The sequence below is a fragment of the Polynucleobacter aenigmaticus genome (assembly GCF_002206635.1).
GTDB classification, from domain to species: domain Bacteria; phylum Pseudomonadota; class Gammaproteobacteria; order Burkholderiales; family Burkholderiaceae; genus Polynucleobacter; species Polynucleobacter aenigmaticus.
In genome coordinates, this window is sequence record NZ_NGUO01000006.1 from 41197 (window position 1) to 64612 (window position 23416).

The 23416-nt window shown below is 47.1% G+C and carries 27 protein-coding genes and 1 other RNA gene; 13 read left to right on the plus strand and 15 right to left on the minus strand.

Annotated features, from left to right (window positions below; all coding sequences use genetic code 11):
- Positions 1-13 precede the first annotated feature (13 nt).
- Complete coding sequence (locus CBI30_RS04040; RefSeq protein WP_088527046.1) at positions 14-940, minus strand: dihydrodipicolinate synthase family protein; 927 nt, start codon at positions 938-940, stop codon at positions 14-16.
- Between the two features lie 12 nt (positions 941-952).
- On the minus strand, positions 953-1882 hold the full coding sequence (locus CBI30_RS04045) for a 2-hydroxyacid dehydrogenase (protein WP_088527047.1): 930 nt from the start codon (positions 1880-1882) through the stop codon (positions 953-955).
- Between the two features lie 84 nt (positions 1883-1966).
- Between CBI30_RS04045 and CBI30_RS04050 the strand changes: the two genes are divergently transcribed.
- Positions 1967-2908, plus strand: coding sequence for a 3-hydroxyacyl-CoA dehydrogenase family protein (locus CBI30_RS04050; protein WP_088527048.1), 942 nt, complete (start codon positions 1967-1969; stop codon positions 2906-2908).
- Positions 2909-2930: 22 nt separating this feature from the next.
- On the opposite strand, the gene CBI30_RS04055 is transcribed toward CBI30_RS04050, so the two are convergent.
- Complete coding sequence (locus tag CBI30_RS04055) at positions 2931-4136, minus strand: MFS transporter (RefSeq protein WP_088527049.1); 1206 nt, start codon at positions 4134-4136, stop codon at positions 2931-2933.
- Between the two features lie 44 nt (positions 4137-4180).
- On the opposite strand from CBI30_RS04055, the gene CBI30_RS04060 reads away from it, so the two are divergent.
- A complete protein-coding gene (locus CBI30_RS04060; RefSeq protein ID WP_088527050.1) occupies positions 4181-4861 on the plus strand; it encodes a cytochrome b/b6 domain-containing protein in 681 nt (226 codons plus the stop codon).
- Here the strand turns inward: CBI30_RS04060 and CBI30_RS04065 are convergent, their stop codons facing one another.
- Together CBI30_RS04065 and CBI30_RS04070 are read right to left on the minus strand one after the other, a co-directional pair.
- Positions 4862-5314 (minus strand): c-type cytochrome, encoded by a 453-nt coding sequence (locus tag CBI30_RS04065; RefSeq protein WP_088527051.1) that lies wholly within the window; start codon positions 5312-5314, stop codon positions 4862-4864.
- 91 nt (positions 5315-5405) lie between these two features.
- Positions 5406-6068 carry a site-2 protease family protein gene (locus tag CBI30_RS04070; protein ID WP_088527052.1) on the minus strand — a complete coding sequence of 221 codons (663 nt, stop codon included), beginning with the start codon at positions 6066-6068 and terminating at the stop codon, positions 5406-5408.
- Positions 6069-6096: 28 nt separating this feature from the next.
- Here CBI30_RS04070 and CBI30_RS11105 point away from each other — a divergent pair, with 28 nt between their 5' ends.
- Genes CBI30_RS11105 through crcB form a run of 4 tightly spaced genes read left to right on the plus strand, consistent with a single transcriptional unit; the run spans position 6097 to position 7623 of the window.
- The gene (locus CBI30_RS11105; protein WP_161492270.1) at positions 6097-6264 is read left to right on the plus strand and encodes a hypothetical protein; all 168 of its coding nucleotides are present in this window, start codon (positions 6097-6099) and stop codon (positions 6262-6264) included.
- A gap of 44 nt (positions 6265-6308) precedes the next feature.
- The gene (locus CBI30_RS11160) at positions 6309-6446 is read left to right on the plus strand and encodes a hypothetical protein (protein ID WP_169711246.1); all 138 of its coding nucleotides are present in this window, start codon (positions 6309-6311) and stop codon (positions 6444-6446) included.
- 9 nt (positions 6447-6455) lie between these two features.
- Positions 6456-7235: a 4,5-DOPA-extradiol-dioxygenase gene (gene ygiD, locus CBI30_RS04075; RefSeq protein WP_088527053.1), complete on the plus strand. Its 780-nt coding sequence runs from the start codon at positions 6456-6458 to the stop codon at positions 7233-7235.
- 10 nt (positions 7236-7245) lie between these two features.
- Entirely contained in the window at positions 7246-7623 is a 378-nt protein-coding gene (gene crcB / locus CBI30_RS04080; RefSeq protein ID WP_088527054.1) for a fluoride efflux transporter CrcB, read from the plus strand.
- Between the two features lie 7 nt (positions 7624-7630).
- Here crcB and CBI30_RS04085 read toward each other — a convergent pair whose 3' ends face one another.
- From CBI30_RS04085 to CBI30_RS04100, 4 genes are read right to left on the minus strand one after another with little or no spacing between them, the layout of a single operon-like run.
- Positions 7631-8599 (minus strand): Bug family tripartite tricarboxylate transporter substrate binding protein, encoded by a 969-nt coding sequence (locus tag CBI30_RS04085; protein WP_088527055.1) that lies wholly within the window; start codon positions 8597-8599, stop codon positions 7631-7633.
- Positions 8596-9117, minus strand: a complete 522-nt coding sequence (locus tag CBI30_RS04090) for a chromate transporter (protein ID WP_088527056.1) — start codon at positions 9115-9117, stop codon at positions 8596-8598. The genes CBI30_RS04085 and CBI30_RS04090 overlap by 4 nt, the downstream gene beginning before the upstream one ends.
- A complete protein-coding gene (locus CBI30_RS04095) occupies positions 9114-9653 on the minus strand; it encodes a chromate transporter (protein WP_088527057.1) in 540 nt (179 codons plus the stop codon). Before CBI30_RS04095 ends, CBI30_RS04090 begins: the two co-directional genes overlap by 4 nt.
- 5 nt (positions 9654-9658) lie before the next feature.
- The gene (locus tag CBI30_RS04100; protein WP_088527058.1) at positions 9659-10633 is read right to left on the minus strand and encodes a D-2-hydroxyacid dehydrogenase family protein; all 975 of its coding nucleotides are present in this window, start codon (positions 10631-10633) and stop codon (positions 9659-9661) included.
- 83 nt (positions 10634-10716) lie between these two features.
- Here CBI30_RS04100 and CBI30_RS04105 point away from each other — a divergent pair, with 83 nt between their 5' ends.
- The gene (locus CBI30_RS04105) at positions 10717-11019 is read left to right on the plus strand and encodes an antibiotic biosynthesis monooxygenase family protein (protein ID WP_088527059.1); all 303 of its coding nucleotides are present in this window, start codon (positions 10717-10719) and stop codon (positions 11017-11019) included.
- Here the strand turns inward: CBI30_RS04105 and CBI30_RS04110 are convergent.
- Complete coding sequence (locus CBI30_RS04110; protein WP_088527060.1) at positions 11016-11783, minus strand: sulfurtransferase; 768 nt, start codon at positions 11781-11783, stop codon at positions 11016-11018. The two genes, CBI30_RS04105 and CBI30_RS04110, sit on opposite strands and share 4 nt — an antisense overlap.
- Before the next feature lie 89 nt (positions 11784-11872).
- Between CBI30_RS04110 and CBI30_RS04115 the strand changes: the two genes are divergently transcribed.
- Genes CBI30_RS04115 through CBI30_RS04125 form a run of 3 tightly spaced genes read left to right on the plus strand, consistent with a single transcriptional unit; the run spans position 11873 to position 14641 of the window.
- Entirely contained in the window at positions 11873-12886 is a 1014-nt protein-coding gene (locus CBI30_RS04115) for a tripartite tricarboxylate transporter substrate binding protein (RefSeq protein ID WP_088527061.1), read from the plus strand.
- A gap of 9 nt (positions 12887-12895) precedes the next feature.
- Entirely contained in the window at positions 12896-13447 is a 552-nt protein-coding gene (locus CBI30_RS04120) for a carboxymuconolactone decarboxylase family protein (protein WP_088527062.1), read from the plus strand.
- 3 nt (positions 13448-13450) lie between these two features.
- A complete protein-coding gene (locus tag CBI30_RS04125) occupies positions 13451-14641 on the plus strand; it encodes a 50S ribosomal protein L11 methyltransferase (protein WP_088527063.1) in 1191 nt (396 codons plus the stop codon).
- A 19-nt stretch (positions 14642-14660) separates the two neighbouring features.
- Here the strand turns inward: CBI30_RS04125 and CBI30_RS04130 are convergent, their stop codons facing one another.
- Positions 14661-15083: a VOC family protein gene (locus CBI30_RS04130; protein ID WP_088527064.1), complete on the minus strand. Its 423-nt coding sequence runs from the start codon at positions 15081-15083 to the stop codon at positions 14661-14663.
- A 99-nt stretch (positions 15084-15182) separates the two neighbouring features.
- On the opposite strand from CBI30_RS04130, the gene CBI30_RS04135 reads away from it, so the two are divergent.
- Both CBI30_RS04135 and CBI30_RS04140 read left to right on the plus strand, forming a co-directional pair.
- Positions 15183-16172, plus strand: a complete 990-nt coding sequence (locus tag CBI30_RS04135) for a tripartite tricarboxylate transporter substrate binding protein (RefSeq protein WP_088527065.1) — start codon at positions 15183-15185, stop codon at positions 16170-16172.
- Between the two features lie 34 nt (positions 16173-16206).
- Positions 16207-17958: an IlvD/Edd family dehydratase gene (locus CBI30_RS04140; protein ID WP_088527066.1), complete on the plus strand. Its 1752-nt coding sequence runs from the start codon at positions 16207-16209 to the stop codon at positions 17956-17958.
- Positions 17959-18075: 117 nt separating this feature from the next.
- Here CBI30_RS04140 and ssrA read toward each other — a convergent pair.
- From ssrA to ompA, 4 genes are all read right to left on the minus strand, one after another.
- Positions 18076-18434: a transfer-messenger RNA gene (ssrA, locus tag CBI30_RS04145) on the minus strand.
- Between the two features lie 68 nt (positions 18435-18502).
- The gene (locus CBI30_RS04150; RefSeq protein WP_088527067.1) at positions 18503-19180 is read right to left on the minus strand and encodes an HAD family hydrolase; all 678 of its coding nucleotides are present in this window, start codon (positions 19178-19180) and stop codon (positions 18503-18505) included.
- Complete coding sequence (ubiG, locus tag CBI30_RS04155; protein WP_088527068.1) at positions 19177-19866, minus strand: bifunctional 2-polyprenyl-6-hydroxyphenol methylase/3-demethylubiquinol 3-O-methyltransferase UbiG; 690 nt, start codon at positions 19864-19866, stop codon at positions 19177-19179. Before ubiG ends, CBI30_RS04150 begins: the two co-directional genes overlap by 4 nt.
- Positions 19867-19966: 100 nt before the next feature.
- Complete coding sequence (gene ompA, locus CBI30_RS04160; RefSeq protein WP_088527069.1) at positions 19967-20539, minus strand: outer membrane protein OmpA; 573 nt, start codon at positions 20537-20539, stop codon at positions 19967-19969.
- Positions 20540-20700: 161 nt separating this feature from the next.
- Between ompA and gyrA the strand changes: the two genes are divergently transcribed.
- Entirely contained in the window at positions 20701-23412 is a 2712-nt protein-coding gene (gene gyrA / locus CBI30_RS04165; RefSeq protein ID WP_088527070.1) for a DNA gyrase subunit A, read from the plus strand.
- The last annotated feature ends 4 nt before the right edge of the window (positions 23413-23416 follow it).

A 23416-nucleotide genomic window follows, 5' to 3' on the forward strand; every position in this document is an offset into this window, starting at 1 on the left:
TACGTTTGTTTAATTAAAGGCCTGGCATGCTGAAATTAATCTTTTGTAACTCACCCAGTAACTTTGCTTGCTGGTCTGCACTCAATTGCATGAGTGGCGGGCGTACGCGCAACCACTCAGAATCTTTGCTGTAATGCGCAACTGCAGTTTTCATTCCGGCAATCATTTGATATTGAGCAAATATAGAGCGTACTTGATCCAAGTCCATTTGACGTTGATCTGCGTCAGATTCTCTCCAGTGGGCCGCTAATTCTGCGATTGCCCTAGGGTTTACGTTAGCGGTGGCGGAGATGCAGCCAACACCACCTGCACGGAGGGTGCGCATTAAGAACACTTCGCTACCAGCGTAAACGCGGAAACCAGATGGCGCTAAGAGCTTGATTACGGACTCTGTATATGACCAATCACCAGAGCTATCTTTCATGCCGACGACGGTCTTGGGATATTCCTTGGCTAGACGCTCTAATAATGAAAGGCTCAAGTTAATTTTGGTCACTGGCGGAATGTTGTAGATATACACCTGCAATCTCGCATCACCCACCTTTTGAATGACTTCTGAGAAGTAGGCAAAGAGCCCATCATCGGTAACATCTTTGTAGTAGAACGGTGGCAACATCAATACGCCAGCGCATTTGTGCTGAACAGCATGACGAGTCATATTGACTGTGGCATCAATGGAGGTGGCACCCGTTCCTGGCATCATATGTGCCGGGTTTAATCCACCCTCGATCAGGGTTGTTAATGTGCCCATCTTCTGTGGAGCAGACATGGAGTTTGCTTCTGAGTTGGTTCCAAAAATCGCCTGACCTACGCCATTGGCTTCTAGCCATTGGCATTGCTTCAGTAATTTTTGTGCATCTGGGCTGCCATCTTCTTTAAATGGAGTCAATACCGGCGAGAGCACCGCAGGTAGCGTAGAAGGGTGTAGGGAAATGGTCATACTTACTCCGATTTAATTTTTAACTTCGGTCAGAAGTGGCTGTTGATTATAAAAAGCTTCTAAATTATCTATTGCTAAATTTGTCATCAATTGTCGCGTTTCGGAAGTTGCGCTACCAATATGCGGTGTTAATAAGACATTATCAATATTTAAGAACTCGGGATTGGGATTTGGCTCATTTTCAAAAACATCAAGCGCTGCACCAGCAATCTTTTTTTGTTGCAGTGCAACTAAAAGTGCACCTTCATCCACTACGCTACCACGCGCAATATTCACGAGATAACCTTTGGGCCCCAAAGCATCTAATACTTCTGCATTGATCATCTTGTCTGTTTCTGGACTTGCAGGGCAGGCAAGGATGAGGACATCGGATACCCGTGCCAATGCCTTGATATCAGGGTAGTAGTCGTAAGGGAGGTCTTTTCGTGATGGCCCGGTATAGGCAATCTTGACTTTAAAGGGCTCTAGGCGTTTTGCGAGATCCTGGCCAATACGTCCCATCCCTGCAATCCCAACGCATTTGCCTGCTAAGGTAGTGGTTACTGTAAATAAGCCGTTTGACCAAGCCGTACTCTTAACAAACTCATGCGCCTCTGGAATACGCCGTAATAGGCCGAGCATCATCCCAATTGCCAGTTCGCAAACAGCATCGTTAAGAACCCCCGGAGTATTACTAGCCTTGATACCTTTTTGCTTGAGATGCTCCATAGGAAGATTGTCATAACCAACTCCGCAAGTAGCCACCATACCTATCTGCGGGAGCCTCTCAATAAGCCCAATGGGTAATTTTGTATTTGAGCGAATCAAAATACTTTGATAGGAGCCTGCGGGTATTGGGGAATTGGGGTCGAGAAGGTGTACGGGCGTTATGCGCTGGTCTATAACCGCCTGCATTACCTCAGGAAATTGTCCGACCTGCAGTACCGAATTGACTGGGATCATGTCTCACTTACTTTTTTATTGGAATAATGAACGCATTGTAAGAGGATTTGTAATCCTTATCTTGCCACCGAAGGAGAAATTGAAATGTTATTTACCCCAGCTGAAACTAAAGTCGTCATCATTGGTGGCGGCACTATGGGCGCTGATGTGGCCGCCGTATGTGCACGCGGTGGCTGTGCGGTTCAGGTAGTTGAGCCCACAACAGAGCGCCGCGCACTCTTGCCAGACTATTTTGCAAACACCATGATCGATCTAGGTTATGAACATCGCCTGCACCTACTCACCACTGCTGGCTCCTTGGAGGAAGTAGATTGGCCAGAAGTAGATTTGGTAATTGAATGTGTCCCCGAGCGTTTAGACATTAAACAAGAATTATTTGCCAAGCTGGAACAGTACGCAAAACCGGAGGCAGTCTTAGCAAGTAATAGCACCAGCTTTCCAATTAGCGACATTGCGAGCGGCTTGAAAACATCAGCCCGCATGATTGGATTACATTTTTTCATGCCGGCGCATTTGGTGCCTTGCGTGGAAGTGGTCTATAGCGAAAAGACATCACCCATGGTTGGTGAAAGCCTTTCTCGATTAATGACTGCCTGTGGCATGGTGCCAGTGACCGTTAAAAAAGATTTACCCGGTTTCTTAGCGAATCGTTTGCAACATGCTCTATCACGTGAAGCTTTTGCGATGGTCGATGCCGGCATTGCCAGCTTAGAGGATATCGATAAGGCCGTACGTTTTGGCTTTGGCTTTCGTTATATTGCTGCAGGGCCCGCCATGCAGAGGGATCATGCGGGGCTAGATGTTCATGGCGCTGGTGGTGCAACAATTTACCCCACACTGAATAATTCTCCCGAGATTGCGAAATGCTTGAGTGATCGCATCGCCAGTGGCAAGCTGGGCATGAAAACAGGCGAAGGCTTTTATTCTTGGACTGCTGAAACAATGAAGGCCGAGCGTGAGCGCTATCAGGATGCCTTGCGCGCTGGATTAAAGATTATTCAAAAAGATCTTCCTGAGATTAAATAAGCCAAGCCAAGTTAAACCAAACCTAAGTGAGATCCTTAAGATTGAGTTTTCTTAAGTGGGGTGCTAAGCGGTAGGTGAGCAACACCACCGCTATGGTTGCAGCTCCACCAAAGACGATTGATGGCACAAGCCCCATGAGGCTAGCGGCAATACCGGATTCAAGTGCACCCAATTCATTAGAGGAACCGATAAAGATTCCATTGATGGCGCTAATTCTGCCGCGCATTTGATCAGGCGTGGTCAACTGCATGATGCTCCCACGGATTACTACCGAGACTGAGTCGCAGCAGCCAGAAATAAATAGAAAGAGTGCGCACAGCCAAAGGTTGTTAGAAAGTCCAAAAGCGATAATGGCAAGCCCAAATCCGCCTACTGATAAAAATAAATGTTTTCCAGAATCCTCTAGTAAGGGCCGGCGCGCTAGGTAAATGCCTGTAATAACCGCTCCCGCTGCAGGAGCAGCGCGAAGAATCCCAAGGGTTTCTGGACCGGCATTGAGCACTTCTTTTACAAAAGCAGGCAGGATAGAAACGGCGCCGCCAAACAGAACGGCAAACATATCCAGCACCATGATTCCAATAATGAACTCATGCTTTCTAACGTAATGAAAGCCCTCTAAAAAGCTCTTCAAGAAGTTGGTGCTTAAGCCCTCAGGTTTTTCATGGGTGATGCGAATGAAGGTGATTCCATATAAGCCAACAGCGCCACTCAATGCTGCTAAAGCGTAGGTCCACTCAAGCCCAGCAAATCCAATCATGAGGCCGCCTAGGCCAGGACCAGCCACGACACAAATCTGAAATGCAGATGATGCGTAGGCGGTGTAGCGCGTCATTTGATTTCTGGGAATAATCTGTCCAAAGATAGCTTGATAGGAGGGGCGCAAGAGGGCACGTGCCAACCCTAAAAAAGCGACCGCGGTATAAATCAAAGGTACAGGTGGGGTGAGCCAGTCCAGTGCTATGGTGGTTAAAAATAACCCTACGGCAATATGTAGTAGGCAGGCGATGGCTGCAATGAGCTTTCTAGAATGGTGATCGACTGCATGCCCAGCATAGAGCGCCAAAATGAAATAAGGAACGAGCTCTGCCAGCCCCACTAGACCGAGAGAAATTACGCTATTGGTGATTTCGTATAAATGCCACCCTACGGCAACCATCATGATTTGGTAGCTCAGAGTCGCACCAATGCGGTAGAGCAGGAGGGTTTTAAAGGCTTGACTGGTTTCCATGAATTTTGCTTAGTGTAATGGGGCTAGTCATTTATGCTTAGGGTATGAAAAAAACCATTCGTGTATGGGACCTGCCGGTTCGACTATTTCATTGGCTATTAGTCAGCTGCATTGTTGTCAGTTTTATTACTGTCAAGATTGGCGGTAATGCAATGGATTTCCATGCGCGTGCGGGTTACTGCGTTTTGGCCTTGATCATCTTCAGAGTCTGCTGGGGTTTTATTGGTTCTCACCATGCCCGCTTCATCAATTTTGTTCCAAGCCCCAAAAGCTTACTTAGCTACGTATCTGGAAAAACTACAGCGGGGCTTGGCCACAATCCTTTGGGTGCCCTATCGGTCTTGGCCTTAATGGCTTCGGTGGGTTTGCAGGCAGTCACTGGCCTTTTTGCAAATGACGATATTTCTTTTGAAGGGCCATTTGCAAAGCATGTTTCAAATAGGACGGTTGAGCTCTTAACTTCAATCCATTATTTCAATGAAAAAGTACTCATCATTCTGATAGCGCTACACCTCTGCGCAATTTTGTATTACCAAAAATTTAAAGGCGAGAACTTGGTTAAGCCAATGATCGTAGGCGATAAAGAAATCGACCCAAGTGAGGAGGCAAAGTATCTGCTGGCTGACTTGGGTCATGCCTCCAAAGATGGAGGGTTACAACGCGGGTTCGCTCTATTGCTATTGAGCTTGATCGCGGTAGTTCTGGGTTACTTTATTACTAAGTAATTACTTTTTCTTAAAGTCGTCATGACAGCCTTTGCAGGTTTGGCTAGCGGTGCCAAAAGCTTTCTTAATCGCATCCTGATCGCCTGACTGCGCAGCAGTGTTGAGGTTCGCAACCGCCAGTTGCATTTTCTCTGAAGCAGACTTGAATTTGGCATTATCTGACCATACCTCTGGAAGAGCATTGCCACCTTCAGTACCTGGACCAAAAGCTTGCCATGGTAGGGTAGAAATCATTGCAACAACAGCTGCGTTTTTGGCGACCTCATCTTTGTTAAATGGGGCCTCGCCTTTAACAACTGCGCCAATTTTTCCAAAGGAATTGGCCATGACTGTGAGTGCGCTCTGACGATATTTAATGGCGTCCTCTGGTTTTTTAAATTGAGCAAAAGCAACTCCTGCGCTTACTAGCAATGTGGGTACAAGGGCAGACAAAACAATATGCTTGAGTTTCATAAGGGGCTCCAGAAATTTAGGTAAATAAAGGTGGTTAAAACTTACCCAATTAGCATACTCTCGAATAATAAATTTTGCAGCTTGCGCTCCCTTAGAAAATCATTTGCAAGGGGAGCGTGACAAAGTAAAGGATGCCCTTAAAAAACGCCATTAGGGGCTCCATCCACAGAGTGCCAATGACTCCAGTAAAAACGAGCGCGAGAACAATAAAAAAGCCCCAAGGCTCTAACTTTCCCAGTGCGATGGATTGGCGTGCGGGCAATAAGCCAGCCAGAATGCGTCCGCCATCGAGCGGGGGAAGTGGGAAAAGATTAAATACCAGGAGACCGAGGTTCCAGGTGATTCCCGCCTGGGACATAGCAACCAGAAAGCGTTCATCCACACCAAATCCAATCAGGCCGATGAGAAGAATTGCCCAAATCAAGGCTTGAATGAAATTAGATCCTGGACCAGCCAAAGCCACCCAAATGGAGTCAATGCGGGGGTTGCGAAGACGTCCAAAGTTAACGGGCACCGGCTTGGCATAACCCACTAAGAAGGGTGATCCCGTCAAAATCAGCATCAAGGGGATGAGGATGGTTCCCACTGGGTCTATATGTTTAAGTGGGTTCAGGCTAACTCTCCCTAGCATGTAGGCGGTGTTGTCACCCAATTTTCGGGCGGCGTAGCCGTGCGCCGCTTCGTGGATCGTAATGGCAAAAATCAAAGGAATCGCATTAATTGCGACAGCTTGGATAGAATAGTCAGTAATCATGGCAATATGATATCCATAGGAGCAAAAAGTGACTGACGAAAAAAAACCTGAATCAAAAACCCCGGCTAAGCCTGTAGTAGCTAAGCCTTCGGCTCGCCCCCCAGCCCCCAAAGGCCCATCAGGCCCTGGTGGCAGGCCTCAAGCTGGCTTTGGTGGCGGAAAAGCCATGATGCGTAAGGCTGGCCGCGGCCGATAGTGGATAATTACGCAACTAATTGATGTGTTTAATGAGGATTTAGCATGAACGAATGGCATAAAGAGTCGAAAGACGAGATCAACAAAAAGATCATTACCTTGATTGTGATGTTGGCAGCCGCTACTAGCCTAGCTATTTTATTTGCATTGGTTGCAGCTCATACTGGTTACGTATTCGGTTAATCTGCATTAATGACTAGCCATCGCCAACCTGCAGTATTCGCTGGCCATGGCAGTCCGATGTACGCCATTGAGCCCAATCGCTATACAGCTGCTTGGGCCAGTCTTGGCAAAACACTGAAGCGCCCAGATGCCATTTTGGTCATCTCGGCTCATTGGGTTACTCGGGGCGTATGGATTACCGCAATGCCCAAACCCAAAACGATTCATGACTTTGGTGGATTTCCGCAAGCCTTGTTTGATATTCAATATCCAGCGCCCGGAAGTCCGGCACTCGCAGATCGAGTAAAAGAACTCTTAGATATTCCTGTTGTACTCGAAGAGAATGAATGGGGCATTGATCACGGTGCTTGGTCTGTTCTCAGATACCTCTATCCTGCTGCAGATGTGCCTATCGTGCAACTCAGCTTAGATGGCTCTTTGTCCGCGAGTGAGCATTACGAACTGGCAAAAAAATTGCGCCCATTGCGCGATGAAAATATTTTGATTCTGGCTAGTGGAAATGTTGTACATAATTTACGAACTATTCATTGGGAAGAGGGCGCGACCCCGTATCCTTGGGCCAAAGAGTTCAATGATTTTTTTGTATCTGAGATGAGCGCAAATCACCATGAGACTTTGATTCATTGGGAACGGTTTGGTGACGCCGCCCATTTATCGATCCCGACCTCTGAGCATTATTGGCCTGCCTTATATACGCTTGCTCTTCAGGAGCAAGGTGAAGAATCTAAGGTATTGGTGAATGGTTTGGAGATGGGTTCTATCAGCATGCTAACTTTTTCAATTCAATAAACATCCATATATGTGGCCATCTATTTTTGCAATTTTTTGTGGAGCGGGTCTCGGCGCATTGCTGAGAGCTGGATTTAATCTGGCGACAGTTGGTCTTGTCTCAACACTTCCCCTGGGAACCTTTATCTCCAATATGGTGGGTGGATATATGGTGGGTATCGCTGTGGCATTTTTTGGTAACAACCCAAGCCTATCTCCCGAATGGAAGTTATTTGTGATCACCGGTTTTTTGGGTGGTCTCACAACCTTTTCTAGTTTTTCTGCTGAAGTCGTGGGCTTTATGCAGCGCGGCGAAGTGACTTGGGCTCTCGGGACTGCGCTCTTGCACTTAGTTGGCTCGCTGACCTTAACTTTCTTGGGTATTCTGACTTATCAAGCGCTGAAGTAAATCTGTTTTACTCGGGCTTAATATTGCCTGCCTTCACTACGGCACTCCATTTAGCGGCTTCAGATTTAATCAAGGCCGCAAAGTCAGCCGGAGTGCCGCCCCCGATTTCATTGCCTTGAGAGAGCATCAGCTCACGCAGTTGTGGATCCTTTAGGGCCTCATTAGCTGCTTTATTTAAGATGTCAATAATGGGTTTTGGTGTGCCGGCAGGCGCAATGAATCCTTGCCAATTCAGCACTTCAACTTTGGGGTAGCCAAGCTCTGCAAAGCTAGGCAAATTCGGGAAGAGGGGAGACCTTTTCTTACTAGTAATTGCAATAGCACGTAACTTATCAGCCCTAATACTCGGGACAGCTGAATACATTTGATCAAACATCATGTCTACGTTGCCCGCCATGAGATCTGTCAATGCGGCAGAACCACTCTTATAGGGCACATGAATCATTTGGATTCCGGCATTTTGCATAAAGAGTTCAGCTGAGAGTTGATGGCTGCCTCCGATGCCTCCCGAAGAGAAGGTGAGGGTGCCTGGTTTTGCCTTGGCTGCAGTCACAATATCTTGAATCGTTTTGTACTGTGAATTTGGGTTGACCACTAATATTAGTGGACCCTTTTCGACAAGGATGATCGGGCTAAGAGCAGTTTCTGGGTCATAGCGTAAAGTGCCAAAGAGTGTTTTGTTTACTGCCAGGGGCGCAAAGTTTCCCATGCCAATGGTGTAGCCATCTGGTGCTGCTCTTGCAACAAATTCAGTGCCGATGTTGCCACCCGCTCCAGGCTTGTTATCAATGACGATAGGCTGCTTCAGAATCACACTCATTTTCTGGGCTAGTTGCCTACTCCGAGAATCTGCGCTACCACCGGCGCCATACGGCACTACTAAATTAATAGATTTGCTAGGGTACGTGTTTTGGGCCTGCGCTGACGAGAGCATTAAGCCAATGATCGAAGTACAAAGAAGCGAGGTGAGTTTCATATAAATCCCATTGTTCCCAGGGCTGCGCCCAGTGCAATCAAATATAAAGGATGCCAGCGGGTAAAGACCGTCAACCCAATAGTCAATAGAGTCAATCCATATGCAGCATAGCTATGATTTATTTGTAATGCAATCTGCCATGCCGAAGAAAGAACCAGTCCAATTGCCAGTGCGGCAGCGGCGTATTGAATCGCCCTCTTTTTTTGTTCGTCATTCATGCTAAGGATCAAGCGTTGTACAAAGTACACCAAAATAGAGGATGGCCAAGCAATAGCAAAAGTAGCGAGTAGGGCTCCCAGAATGCCGCCAACATGCCATCCTATTAGGGTGATGGTCATGAAATTTGGACCAGGAGCAGCTTGAGCAATTGCAAAGTAATCGGCAAAAGTTTGCAGGTCAACCCAATGCTCTTGGTAGACGGCTAAATTTAAAAGGCTCGGCAGTAATGCATTAACCCCACCAAATGCAATAAGAGAAAAGGTGGAAAGTTTTAAGAATAGACTGAGAAGCACGCTCATAGCTTGCGAGCCTTCTTGAAGGCTAGAAGTAAAGCGAGTGGCGAAATGATGAGAACAACCCAACCAAGGCCTAGGTGAAAGTAACTAGCAGCTATTACTGTGAAAACTACCACCAAAAGCATTGCAGGGTATCGAAACTCATCACGCAACATTTTGATGCCGGTGGAGGCAATTAATCCAACGCCCACTGCAGAGATGCCCCTGAGTAGACCTTGAACGCTCTCTAGGTTGCTGTAATGTTGATATAGCACGGCCAGTAACATGACAATGCAGATTGGCCCGAGAGTCAGACCAAGCGCTGCGGCAAAGGCACCTTTAGCTCCACAAAGACGTGAGCCAATACATACGGCAAGATTCAGAATATTCGGCCCTGGAACAATTTGGCATATCCCGAGAATGGCGCTGAATTCTTCTGAACTAAGGACCTTATCTTGCTCCACCAAGGTGCGGCGAGCCCAGGGTAATACTCCACCAAAACCGGACATACCAATTTTGCTAAAGCAAATAAATAACTCTGTTGGAGTAAGTGCCTTCAAGGTGATTACATTTTAAAAGGGTGTGGCAAGGGTTTTTGATCGAGCCAGGCCTCTAAGGTTTGGGTAATGCCATTTGAGAAAGTCTCAAAAATAGGCTCTGCGATAAAGCCAAGATGAGGTGTAACTAATAGATTTGGAGTGTTGCGTAAGGGATCGTCTTTTGGAAGCGGCTCAATATCAAAGACATCGACTGCGGCTTGTGCAGGGCAACCCTTTTTTAGTGCTGCGCACAAATCCGGCATATCAATTAATGCTGAGCGGGAGGTGTTCACAAGAATAGAATCGGCCCGCATCAAAGCAAGTTGATCGGCGCTAATAATTCCTTTGGTTCCTGGCCCCGCTACTAAATGCATCGTCACCACTTTAGAGGTTCTCAGAAGTTCATCGAGACTAACGGATGTGGCATTTTCAGCGGCAGCGCGTTCTGGTGTCATGCGTGGACTCCAGGTAACTACCTCCATGCCAAAGGCATGACCAACTCTCGCTACTCGACTACCGATTGCGCCTAAGCCCATCACACCAAGTCGTTGACCAGAGAGCATTGGTAGTAGGGATAGTTCATCGCGCCAGCCACCGGTAGAAATTAACTTGTTCTCCTCGATCAGGCGTTTAGAGGCGCCCAAGATTAAGGCCCAAGTTAACTCTGCGGTGGTCTCTGTTGATGGGCCACCAGGAGTACATGCAATAGGGATGTTTCTGGAGACCAAAGAAGAGGCCTCAAGGGTGCCATTACGTTTGCCTGTAAACATGAGGAACTTCAGCTTTGGCAGTCTCGCAATCATCGCTTCATTAAATGGCGAGCGATCACGCACGATGGCAATGGCATCAGCATCTTTTACAGCCTGGTATAGCGCCTCATCGCGCAATGGCTCATGATGAATTGTGAGATTTGAATTTTGTTCGAGCCTATCCCATTTGGAGAAGCGACGAAGGGCGCGTTCGTAGTCCCCTAGGATAACAATGTTAGGTAAATTAGCCATGTCTCTCTTTATTTATTTATTTATTTATTATTCTGTTCGAGTTTACTATCGATTACTAATCAATTTTGATAAAGGAAATTCCCATGATTTTGGAGCACTGCGATATAGAAATTGACCCAAGTAAGGGTGCTGAGTTTGAGGAGGCTATTTTGCGTGGCGTAAACACGGTGATTGCCAAGGCAAAAGGATTCCGAGGTTTTAAGGTCAATCACAGCATCGAAAGCCCAGCGCGATATTTATTGCTGATTTACTGGGATAGTTTGGAAAACCATACGGTGGATTTTCGAGGGTCGGATGCATTTGCTGATTGGCGCGCTATTGTGGGTCCATTTTTTGTAAAGCCACCTTTTGTGGAGCACATGACTTTGGTGGGTAAGTCAGGCTAAACCTTTAGTTTCTTGCGGATGGAGTTCTCTACTGGGATGGAATCTAGGGTGGGCTCCAAAGCTTCCCGCTCATCAAATACAAAGCAGCTTCCGGTGTAGTGAGCAGAGCCGACTTCCTCAAAGTACTTGAGAATGCCTCCCTCAAGCTGGTAGCTGTGCTGCATCCCAATTTCACGCATATAGAGGCCAGATTTTTCGCAGCGGATTCCCCCAGTGCAAAAGCTCACCAAAGTTTTATCTGCCAACCCTTCTTTTTTGGCCGCAATGGCTTCCGGAAATTGTGTAAATTTCTCGATATTAAAATGCAGCGCATTCTCAAAGGTGCCATATTCAACTTCGAAAGCATTTCGCGTGTCGACCATCACTACAGGGCGTCCTAGATCATCTGTGCCACGATCAAGCCACTCTTGTAATTTCTTGGGGCTAATGAAATTGGCTCGACCCTCCTCTGGGCGAATCGCTGGATGATTCATCCGGATAATTTCATTTTTGAGTTTGATCAGCATTTTTTTAAACGGCTGATCTTCAGACCAACTTTCTTTTGCTTGAAGTGGTTTGAAGCGGGGGTCGGTGCGTAGCCAATCTAAAAAGCCTCGTAATGCATCAGTCTTGCCCGCAAGAAATAGATTGATGCCTTCGCCAGTTAAGAGAATAGTTCCCTTCAGATGGCGAGAATTACATTCATCAAGCATCTTGGCGCGTAGCTCAGGTAGATCATCAAGGCTGACGAATAAATAGGCGGCAATATTTAGAATTGACTTCATTTTTCTCTCATTAGGCTTGATCAGCATTATCGAGCAAATAGGCTTGAGGAGTGTTAATCTTGAGCTCTTATTTATAGGAGACAAATCCCATGCAGGATTTAGTAAAAATGGCCAAAAGAGCCTTTAAAAACAGTTTATTAGCCTCAGTGATGGTCTTGGTAGTCAGTGGTTTTGCGTTGGCGCAAAATGCAGGCGTGGGCACTTGGCCCACCCAAAAGCCGATTCGTTTGATTGCGGTATTTCCGCCAGGTGGCTCGGTTGATCAGGTTGCTCGTGTATTGGCCCCGGCTTTGCAGTCAGAATTAAAGCAAAACGTAATTGTGGAGAACGTGGGCGGCGCCTCTGGAGTGATTGGCACTTCTGCAATGACGCGCTCAGATCCAGATGGCTATACCTTTGCGGTGGTATTCGATACCCATGGCGTGAATCCTAGCCTTAAAGATAAGCTTCCCTATGACTCTATCAAAGATATTGCCCCCGTCATTCTGATTGGCACGTCACCCATGGTCTTGGTTGCGAGTAAGAAATCAGGCATCACCAGCTTTAAACAGTTGGTAGATCTTTCTAAAACAGGCAAGCAATTTAGTTACGGCTCTATCGGAGTCGGAAGCTTGGGGCACTTAGCAATGGCTCGCCTCGCAAAACAAGCAAGCTTTGATTGGAATCACGTTCCTTACCGTGGTGGTGGTCCATTGATGCAGGATGCTTTGGGTAGTCAAGTTGAGTTGGCAATAGGATCAGAGTTTTTAGTAAAACCCCATATTGATAGCGGTGGCGTGATTCCGTTGGTAATTACTACGGCCAAAAGATCACCATCCTTGCCAAATGTACCAACGATTTCTGAGAGCGGCTTCCCAGGATTTAGTGCGCCCGCTTGGTGGGCGGTATTGGCTCCTGGTAAAACACCTCCAGCAGTGGTGGATGCGATGAACAAGGCTTTGAATAAAGCATTGAAAACCTCGGCGGTTGCTGAAAAATTCAAAGCACAAGGCATTCAAATTGTTGGGGGCACCCCGGAAGCTGCTCAAGATTTTATTGGTAAGCAAATTGGAATTTGGGGCAAGTTCGTTATTGAAAACAACATTAAAGAGAATGCTCAGTAAGAGAAATTTATGTCAGAACGTTTAATTCCTTATCAGCCAATGGACTTGGCTGAACCGGCCGACCTCGTGGCTGCGATCCGTAAGCGACGTGGAGGCCAGTTTATTAATTTAGATCGCATGCTTTTGCATAGCACTCCGATTGCCAAGGGTTGGAACCACTTTATTGGAGAGATTCGTAACAATCTTTCTTTAGATCCAAAGCTACGCGAGCTAGCGATGTGTGGTGTGGCCGTTCTTAATGGCGCTGAATATGAATTCTTTCATCATGCCCCTCCCTTTATTAAGGCAGGCGGAACCGAAGAACAAGTACAAGCAATACGGTTGATTGGGCAAGCCAATTTTCCGCAGACACTTTTTTCTGCGCTTGAGAATGATGCGGTTGATCTCACTTTTCAGATGACTCGCAACATCAAAGTAGATAGCGGCCTGATGAAGCGCCTGCAAGTTGCCTTGGGCAATACAGATGCAGTTGAATTGGTCACTGTCATTGCAGCCTACAACATGGTCTCTCGCTTTTTAATTGCCTTAGATGTCAACCCAGAGGAGCATCCTCCTGAATAAGTTATGACCCAAGATAGCGTTATTTACTGGGAGGAGGGTGGTCAAGCATGTTCGGCAATTTGGCATTCTGAAAATGGCATAGTTCCCCATAAGAAAGTAGTTATTGGAGATGACTTGCTTACGGCTGATGATGCTTATCATTTGGCATGCGAGGGTACGGCGATTCTTTGGAGGGGCGACTTTCAGAACGCCCGTCAACTCCTACAGGCCTTAGTTCGTAGGGTTGATAAACCCTCAAAGAAATCAAAGCGCGCTGGTAAGCGAGTGGATAAAGCTGGCGATACAAGTGCGCAGAAAACTGCGGTTGATATTTTCAATCAACATCGTTTAATTCAGTCTCAACGTGCTCGCATTCTGGGGATGCTCTTAATTGAATGTAATTCTGAGCACACTGTTTCATTGCGACGTGCACCAGATGTATCTTTAGCTTGTCGAGAGGCTTACGGAGTGGTTAGTGAGCCTTATGCTGTCTCTTTGCGTGAGCTTTTGGGCGTGATTAGTGCACATGAGTGGCGTAAGAATGGTGTGCCTGTTTTGGCTGATAGTGAGGGAGAGCCAGTTTTTGTGCATCCACATTACGGCGTCTTCTCGCCAATTCGCGGTGAGTACATTGAATTGGTTTGCAATACGCCATTGCCAAAGCAAATGGAGCAAGAGTCCACTGCATTTGATATTGGCGCTGGCACTGGAGTGTTATCTATTATTTTGGCGATGCGCGATGTCCAGCACATTGTGGCCACGGAATTAGATGAGCGAGCCCTTGTATGCGCCAAGGAAAATATTGGGCGCTTACATCTTGAGTCTCAGATCGAGGTTGTAAAGGCTAATTTATTCCCGCCTGGGAAAGCATCTTTAATTGTTTGCAACCCACCTTGGTTGCCTGCAAGGCCTAGCTCTACCTTAGAGCATGCCGTCTATGATCCGAGCAGTCAGATGCTCAAAGGCTTCTTGAGTGGTCTCAAAGACCATCTGGCACTTCATGGTGAAGGCTGGTTAATACTTTCCGATCTGGCGGAGTATCTTGGTCTTCGAACTCGAGATGAGTTACTTTCTTGGATTGAGAATGCAGGCTTGGTGGTATTGGGCCGCGTGGATACTAAGCCAAAGCATCCAAAATCAGATGAAGAGTCTGACTTGCTGCACTTTGCAAGAGCTGCTGAAATTACTTCTCTATGGCGCCTAGGATCTCAGTAAAGACTCAAAGCGGACCCCTTTATTTGGCGAATAGCTGGGTGGGATCTTCAAAGGCCTTGAACTCGAGAGCATTGCCAGCCGGGTCCAAAAAGAACATCGTGGCTTGCTCACCCACTTTTCCTTTAAATCGTATTTGTGGCTCCATGATGAATTTCATGCCGCTATTTTTTAGGCGATCAGCCAAAATATGCCAATCTGGCATTGTTAATACAACTCCAAAATGTTTTACTGGAACTTGATGTCCGTCAACTTCATTTGAGGATGCATGGCCGCATTCTTGGGGGGCAAGGTGAGCAACCAGTTGATGGCCAAAGAAATCAAAATCAATCCATTCATCGGAACTACGACCCTCAGCACAACCTAAGGTGCTTCCGTAAAAAGTGCGCGCGGCTTCCAGGTCGTTTACTGGAAAAGCAAGGTGGAATGGTTGAATCGTAGACATGATGATCCTTGGTGGGTTGTAAGTGACTTTAAATAAGCACAGTAGTTTCGAAGTTTAGTATATTTAAAACATAAAAATAATGCTGTAGATGGAGACAATATGATTACGTTTCAAGTTGGTAAATGGTGTAGATGTATTGCCCGGGCGACCCTCATTCTTTGCTTCTCCGGCGCGGTATATGCCGCTTATCCGGATAGGCCAATTAAGCTCATTGTTCCTTATCCTCCTGGGGGCGCAACCGATGTGATTGGCCGCATTCTCGCCAAGAACCTTGGCGAATCTCTAGGTCAGCAGGTGCTTGTTGAAAATCGCGGCGGGGCCGGTGGCAATATTGGCGCAGAAGCGGTGGCCAAGGCGACGCCAGATGGCTACACGCTCTTGATGGGCGCCGTGACGTCACATTCAACTATGGCAACGCTTGAGAAGGGGAAGTTGCGTTACGACATTCTGAAAGACTTCACGCCAGTCATGATTGTGGGTTCAGTGCCCTTGGTCATCGTAGTAAATCCCAATGTTCCCGTGAGAACCTTAAAGGGTTTAGTAGAGTACGCAAAAGCCAATCCCGATAAGATGAACTACGCCTCATCTGGTCCTGGCGCTCCCCAACGAATGGGTGCTGAGATTTTGCAAAGGGAGGCCGGACTCAAAATTACTCACGTTCCTTACAAAGGTAGTGGACCAGCAATGACTGATTTGGTTGCGGGTCAAGTCAATTTAATGGTGGAGACTGTGCCGGCTGCTTTGCCGTTTATTAATGCTGGTCAATTGCGCCCTTTGGCTGTTACAACAGCAAAGCGCATTTCCATGCTGCCAGACGTACCCACTACCGCTGAATCTGGTATGCCTGCCTTAGAAGTGAGTTCTACCTTTGGATTGCTGGCCCCAGCTGGAACACCTATGCCAATCATTGACCAGCTCAATAGCGCAATCGCTAAACTGTTGGTAAACCCAGAGGTTAAGGAAGCGTTTTTGAAGCAGGGTGTTTACGCTGCAGCGCCAACCAAACCGAAACAATCTGCAGAGCTGCTTGCAAATGAAGTTAAGCGCTGGGAAAAAGTAATTAAAGACGCGGACATTAAATCCGAGTAACGACCATTTATTTTTATAAGTTAAAGAATTATTTATGACAAGCAATACCGATAAAGAGAAGCAGCAATCTACCGAAACTGGTCTGCACAAAGGTCTAACGAGTTATGGGGACAAGGGTTTCTCTTTGTTTTTGCGTAAAGCATTTATCAAGGGCGCCGGCTATACCAATAGCGCCTTAGATCGTCCGGTGATTGGCATTATTAATACCGGGAGTGCCTATAACCCGTGTCATGGCAATATGCCGCAATTAATGGAGGCCGTGAAGCGTGGCGTAATGTTGGCCGGTGGATTGCCGATGGATTTTCCGACGATTTCTATTCATGAAAGTTTTGCCGCTCCGACCAGTATGTATTTGCGCAACCTAATGTCGATGGATACTGAAGAAATGCTGCGCGCTCAACCTATGGATGCGGTGGTCATGATTGGCGGTTGCGATAAAACGGTCCCGGCTCAAATGATGGGTGCAGCTTCAGCAGGTCTTCCTGCCATTCAGTTAATTACAGGTTCAATGCTAACGGGCTCTCATCGTAGTGAGCGTGTTGGCGCCTGCACTGACTGTCGCCGCTATTGGGGTAAGTTCCGCGCCGGTGAAATCGATGAAGCCGAAAAAGATGAGGTGAATGATCAATTGGTAGCCAGTGTTGGCACTTGCTCAGTCATGGGGACAGCCAGCACAATGGCTTGCATTGCTGAGGCGTTAGGGATGACTGTGCCGGGTGGTGCAACGCCTCCGGCAGTGACAGCAGACCGCATTCGGATTGCGGAGGAGACGGGTACTCGCGCCGTACAAATGGCGAAAGATGGATTGACGATCGATAAGGTGCTTACCGCTGATGCCTTTGAAAACGCGATGCGGGTTTTGTTGGCGATTGGTGGATCAACTAATGGCATTGTTCATTTGGCCGCTATCGCTGGCCGCATGGGTTTAGAAATCGATTTAGATGCTCTTGATCAGATGGGTGATGAGACTCCTGTTCTCGTGGATCTCAAGCCATCCGGTGACCATTACATGGAGAATTTCCATGATGCTGGTGGTATGACAACCTTATTGCGTGAGTTAAAGCCATTACTAAAGCTGGATGCGATGACCGTAACAGGCCGCACTTTAGGCGAGGAAATTGATGCAGCTCCGCCAAGTTTTAAGCAAGATGTTGTCCGCAAGTTTGATAACCCCATTTATCCACGTGGCAGTATTGCTGTCTTGCATGGTAATTTAGCTCCCGGTTGCGCCATCATCAAGCAATCCGCTGCTAATGAAAAACTAATGGAGCATGAAGGCCGTGCAGTCGTGTTTGAAAATTCTGAAGATCTGGCCAATCGCATTGATAGCCCAGATTTAGATGTGACTGCCGATGATATTTTGGTATTAAAGAATATCGGACCTAAAGGCGCGCCAGGTATGCCGGAAGCTGGATACATTCCGATTCCGATGAAGCTCGCGCGTGCAGGCGTGAAAGATATTGTGCGTATTTCAGATGGACGCATGAGCGGTACTGCGTTTGGAACGATTGTGCTGCACGTCACTCCAGAAGCTGCAGTAGGTGGCCCGCTAGCGTATGTAAAAAATGGTGATCGCATTCGCCTTAGCGTGAAAAATCGTGAGATTAGTTTATTAGTTTCAGATGAAGAATTGGCAAGGCGTGCACAAGAAAATCCAGTGATTGAACCCACTGCTGAGCGCGGCTATCTCAAGCTGTTCTTGGATACGGTGACACAAGCCGACAAGGGTGTCGACTTTGATTTCTTGAGGGCAGCGAAGATGGTTGGAAAAACGCCGAAGCGTTGATGCGTGAATATGTGAAGAGTAAATCTTCAGCGTGAAGAGAAACGTAAATTAGCGGAAAGAAAAACGCCACCTCAGAAGGTGGCGTTTGACTATTGGGTGAATCAATTTACTTCAAAATGGTGGAGTCGGCGGGAATCGAACCCGCGTCCGCAAATCCTCTACAGCAAGTTCTACATACTTAGTCATATCATTTAATTTAGCAAGCTAGTCACAGACTGACATGTTCCACGCTCGCGATTCACTAAATTTTCGAATCATTCCCCGTGACATGAAATGATCTTATCTCTTGTAAATGACCCTGACCTAGCTTTCGCTAGCTGACCCAAGAGAGAATCAGTTCAGGGGCAACCGCAATTAAGCGGCTAGTGCGAAACGTTCGTCGTTTGCAGTTATTACATTCCCATTGATTTACGAGATAACGGGTCCTCGGTATGCCCTTGATGCTTTGTAATCCACGTCGAAACCATGTCGACCCCGGAGTTCATGCATTGGAATCCCTATTTTAAGGCTCTTGACCTTAAATTGCTTGTTATCTTTTCATTCCCTACTGGGGGAAGATGATTTCTAGTAATTCTTTTGGGTGCCGCACAAGGTAATCTGCGCCCCAGGCCTCTGGAGGCTCTTCACAGCCACAATAACCATAGGCGGCTGCAATGGTCTTCATTCCCGCCGCTTTGCCTGCCACGATATCCCTAATGTCATCGCCAACATAGAGCGATCTGCTTGGATCAATATTGGCGACTCTAGCAGCATGCAAGATGGGTTCGGGGTGCGGTTTTGAGTATGGTGTAGTGTCGCCAGAGACGGTTGATGCCGCTCTTTGACGTAAGCCCATCAAATCAGTCAGGGGATTGGTAAAGCGCTCGCTCTTGTTGGTGACGATTCCCCAGGGAAGTTTTGCATCATCCAATTGCTTTAATACATGATCCATACCTTCGAAAAGCACGCTATTGATGTACAAAGCCTTTTCATAGTTCTTAAAAAATTCATCACGTAATGAAATGAAGTCTGGGTGCTCAGGATCAATCCCAAAGGCCCCACCAATCAATCCTCTAGCTCCAGCAGAAGCGCAGGGGCGCAAGACTGCATATTGTTTAGGCGCGAGGTTTCTAGCGATCAGCAGTTGATTGGTAGCTGCCACAAGGTCTGGGGCAGTATCAGCGAGAGTGCCGTCGAGGTCAAAAAAGACGCCCTTGTAAGGACTTGCTAACCCGCTACTCATTTACTTACGGCAATCATGTAATTCACATCTACATCATCACCTAGGCTGTAGACCTGGGTAAGCGGGTTATAGCTCATTCCCTTCATAGCGATCATCTCCAGTCCGGCTTGGCGGGTAAATCCGACTAATTCAGATGGCTTGATGAACTTTGCATATTCGTGAGTACCTTTGGGGAGTAGCCTCAGGACGTATTCCGCGCCAATAATCGCGAATAAGTAGGATTTGGGGCTACGATTTAAGGTGCTGAAAAAAAGCGTGCCACCAGGCTTACAGAGCTTTGCACAGGCTCTAACGACAGATGAGGGGTCTGGGACGTGCTCTAACATTTCCATGCAGGTGACAACATCGTATTGCTCTGGCTCTTCCTCAGCTAGCGCTTCAGCTGAAATAGCTCGATATAGAAGTGTGGCCCCAACCTCTAATGCATGTAATTCAGCGACTTTGAGGGCTTTTTCAGATAAATCAATGCCGCAGGTATGGGCTCCAGATTGAGCGATAGACTCTGCCAAAATGCCGCCACCGCAACCTACGTCCAATACCTTCTTGCCTTCGAGATCAACAAAAGACTTGATCCAGTTCAGGCGCAGCGGATTAATCGCATGCAAAGGCTTGAATTCACTATTGGGATCCCACCAGCGGTGGGCTAGGGCGCTAAATTTAGCGATTTCGGACTGATCGACGTTCATAGGTATTTAGGCAAAGACATTGCTTAACGATGGAGGAAGTACGAATATAGCGGAAATAAAAAAGCCCGCTAGAAGCGGGCTTTTTTACAAGTAAAAAGAATTACTTAACAGCAGCTGTACCAACAACTTCGATGTCGGTGCGGCGGTTTTTAGCGCGGCCTTCAGCAGTTGCATTGGATGCAACTGGATTGCTCTTGCCTTTTGATTCTGTGTAAATACGGCTACCGTCAACACCTTTGCTTACTAGGTAAGCTTTAACGGACTGTGCACGACGTTGGCCGAGAGCCATGTTGTAAGCATCAGTACCAACGCTATCAGTGTTACCAACAGCAATAATTACTTCTAATTTGATTTTGCTTAAGTCTTTAGCAATTTTGTCCAAAGTAGCTTGACCTTCTGGCTTCAATGTAGCTTTGTCGAAGTCATAAAGTGTGTCAGCTTGCAAAGTGATCTTGCTTTGGCTAATGCCAGGAGCAGCAGCTTTAGGAGCCAACCAGCCATCGCAATTTGCAGCAGCAGTTGCAGGTGTCCAGTTGTTATCACGCCAGCACAATGTGCCGTCGCCGTTTTTCCAGTTTAAGCCAGCGCTGTTTTCCCAGTTATCGGAAGCCATTGCTGCAGATGCAGAAACGGTAACAACAGATGCGAGCAACACTTTTAGGGTTTTGTTCATTTTTAGTCCTCAAAAATCTCTTTTTTAATTAAAGTCAAACTTAAATGTAATTCGCCCTACCTTGAAGCAAAAAAACTGCAAAGCGACACATCTCAATTTCGTACAAACTGACAGAATCTTAGCATAGGGGCTATCAGTCATCAAAATGATATTATTTCTAAATGGAACAAGCCGCTAAAGAAACACTACCAATATCCCTAGAAGACGAAATGCGGCGGTCCTATTTGGACTACGCAATGAGCGTCATTGTCGGCAGAGCCCTGCCAGACGTACGTGACGGCCTAAAACCGGTTCATCGCCGGGTCTTATTCGCGATGTATGAATTAAACAACGATTGGAACCGAGCTTACAAAAAATCTGCCCGCATAGTTGGCGATGTGATCGGTAAATACCATCCACACGGCGATTCTGCGGTGTATGACACCATTGTTCGAATGGCTCAGGATTTCTCTTTGCGCTATATGTTGATTGACGGACAGGGGAACTTTGGCTCTGTAGACGGCGATAACGCTGCTGCAATGCGGTATACCGAGATCCGTCTGCGCAAGATTGCCCATGAGTTATTGGCTGATTTGGACAAAGAGACCGTCGATTTCGGGCCAAACTACGATGGTAGCGAGCAAGAACCCCTGATTCTTCCTGCAAAAGTACCTAATTTGCTGATTAACGGTAGTTCAGGCATTGCTGTGGGTATGGCAACGAATATCCCTCCCCATAACTTGGATGAGGTGATTACAGCCTGTTTGCATGTTCTGCACAACCCAGAATGCACGATTGATGAGTTGATTGAGATCATTCCTGCACCGGATTTCCCCACCGCCGGCATTATTTATGGTGTTCAAGGGGTCCGTGAGGGCTATCGCACTGGCCGTGGCCGTGTAGTGATGCGTGCCAAAACGCACTTTGAAGATCTGGATAAAGGTGCGCGTCAGTCGATCATCGTTGATGAGTTGCCATATCAAGTAAACAAAAAGAATTTGCTTGAGCGTATTGCCGAGTTGGTGAATGAGAAAAAAGTTGAGGGTATCTCTGACCTGCGCGACGAGTCTGATAAGTCAGGTATGCGCGTAGTGATTGAACTCAAGCGCGGTGAAGTGCCTGAGGTCGTATTGAACAATCTCTATAAGAGTACTCAGCTACAAGATAACTTCGGTATGAACATGGTGGCTTTGGTGGATAACCAACCGCGCCTGTTGAATTTGAAGCAGATGCTCGAGTACTTCTTGCAGCATCGTCGCGAGGTAGTCACACGTCGCACGATTTTTGAATTACGCAAAGCGCGTGAGCGTGGTCATGTCTTAGAAGGTTTGGCTGTTGCATTGGCAAACATTGATGAATTTATTGCCCTCATTAAAGCTGCTCCAAATCCAGTGATTGCTAAACAAGAATTAATGAGCAAGGCATGGGACTCTTCTATGGTGCGCGAGATGTTGGCGCGTGCTGAGACGGATACTCCGGGCGGTCGCAATGCTTATCGCCCAGAAGGTTTGTTGCCAGAGTACGGCATGCAAACCACTGGCTTGTATCGCTTATCCGATAGCCAAGCGCAAGAAATTTTGCAGATGCGTTTGCAACGCTTGACTGGCCTTGAGCAAGACAAGATTGTGAATGAGTACAAAGATGTGATGACAGAGATTTCTGACTTACTCGACTTACTTGCTAAGCCAGAACGCGTTACTCAAGTGATTGAGTCTGAGTTGAAAGAAGTTCAAGCGGAATTTGGTATTGCTGGCGGCGATAGTGGTCGTCGTTCATTCATTGAAATAAATGCAACCGAGTTGTTCACAGAAGATTTGATTACACCGCAAGATATGGTGGTCACACTTTCAAACACGGGTTACATGAAGAGCCAGCCTCTGAGTGAATACCGTGCGCAAAAGCGTGGAGGGCGTGGCAAACAAGCTGCAGCCACTAAGAATGAAGATTGGATTGAAACACTCTTCGTTGCAAATACTCACGACATCATCTTGTGTTTCTCTGATCGCGGCCGTATGTATTGGCTCAAAGTATGGGAAGTTCCACAAGGTAGTCGTAACTCACGCGGTAAGCCAATCGTCAATATGTTCCCATTAATTGAGGGTGAAAAGATCACAGTGATTCTCCCGATTAAGGGGTATCAGGATGATCAGTACGTCTTTATGGCAACGAGCTTGGGCACAGTGAAGAAGACTCGCTTGTCTGATTTCTCCAATCCACGTAAGGCTGGAATTATTGCGGTTGACTTGAATGAGAATGACTTCTTAGTTGGCGCAGCTATAACTGATGGTCAGCATGACGTGATGTTGTTCTCTGATGCTGGTAAAGCAGTGCGTTTTGATGAGAATGATGTTCGTCCAATGGGTCGTACAGCGCGCGGTGTGCGTGGTATGAACTTGGGTGAGGGTCATCAAGTGATCGCCATGTTAGTTGCTCCAGCTGCTGAAGCTACGGAAGGCGCCGAGGCAGCGGTAGTTGACGCGAATGGCCTTGCTATTCCGAGTAGCGTATTGACTGCAACTGAAAATGGTTTTGGTAAGCGCACTCCGATTGGTGAATACACCCGTCACGGTCGCGGCACCAAAGGCATGATTGCGATTCAGACAACTGAGCGGAACGGTAAAGTGGTTGCTGCCTCATTGGTGTCTCCTGAAGATCAAATTATGTTGATCACTACTGGCGGTATCTTGGTTCGTACGCGGGTTTCAGAAATTCGTGAGATGGGGCGCGCTACACAGGGCGTCACCTTGATCAACGTTGATGAAGGTACGCGCTTATCTGGTCTGCAACGGATTGCTGAAAGCGATTCCGATGATGAGAATGATGGTGAAGAGGGCGGTGACGTCTCCGCTGATCCAGTTGTTGACTCTAATGTTGATGAAGCTGGTGATGCCTAATTGG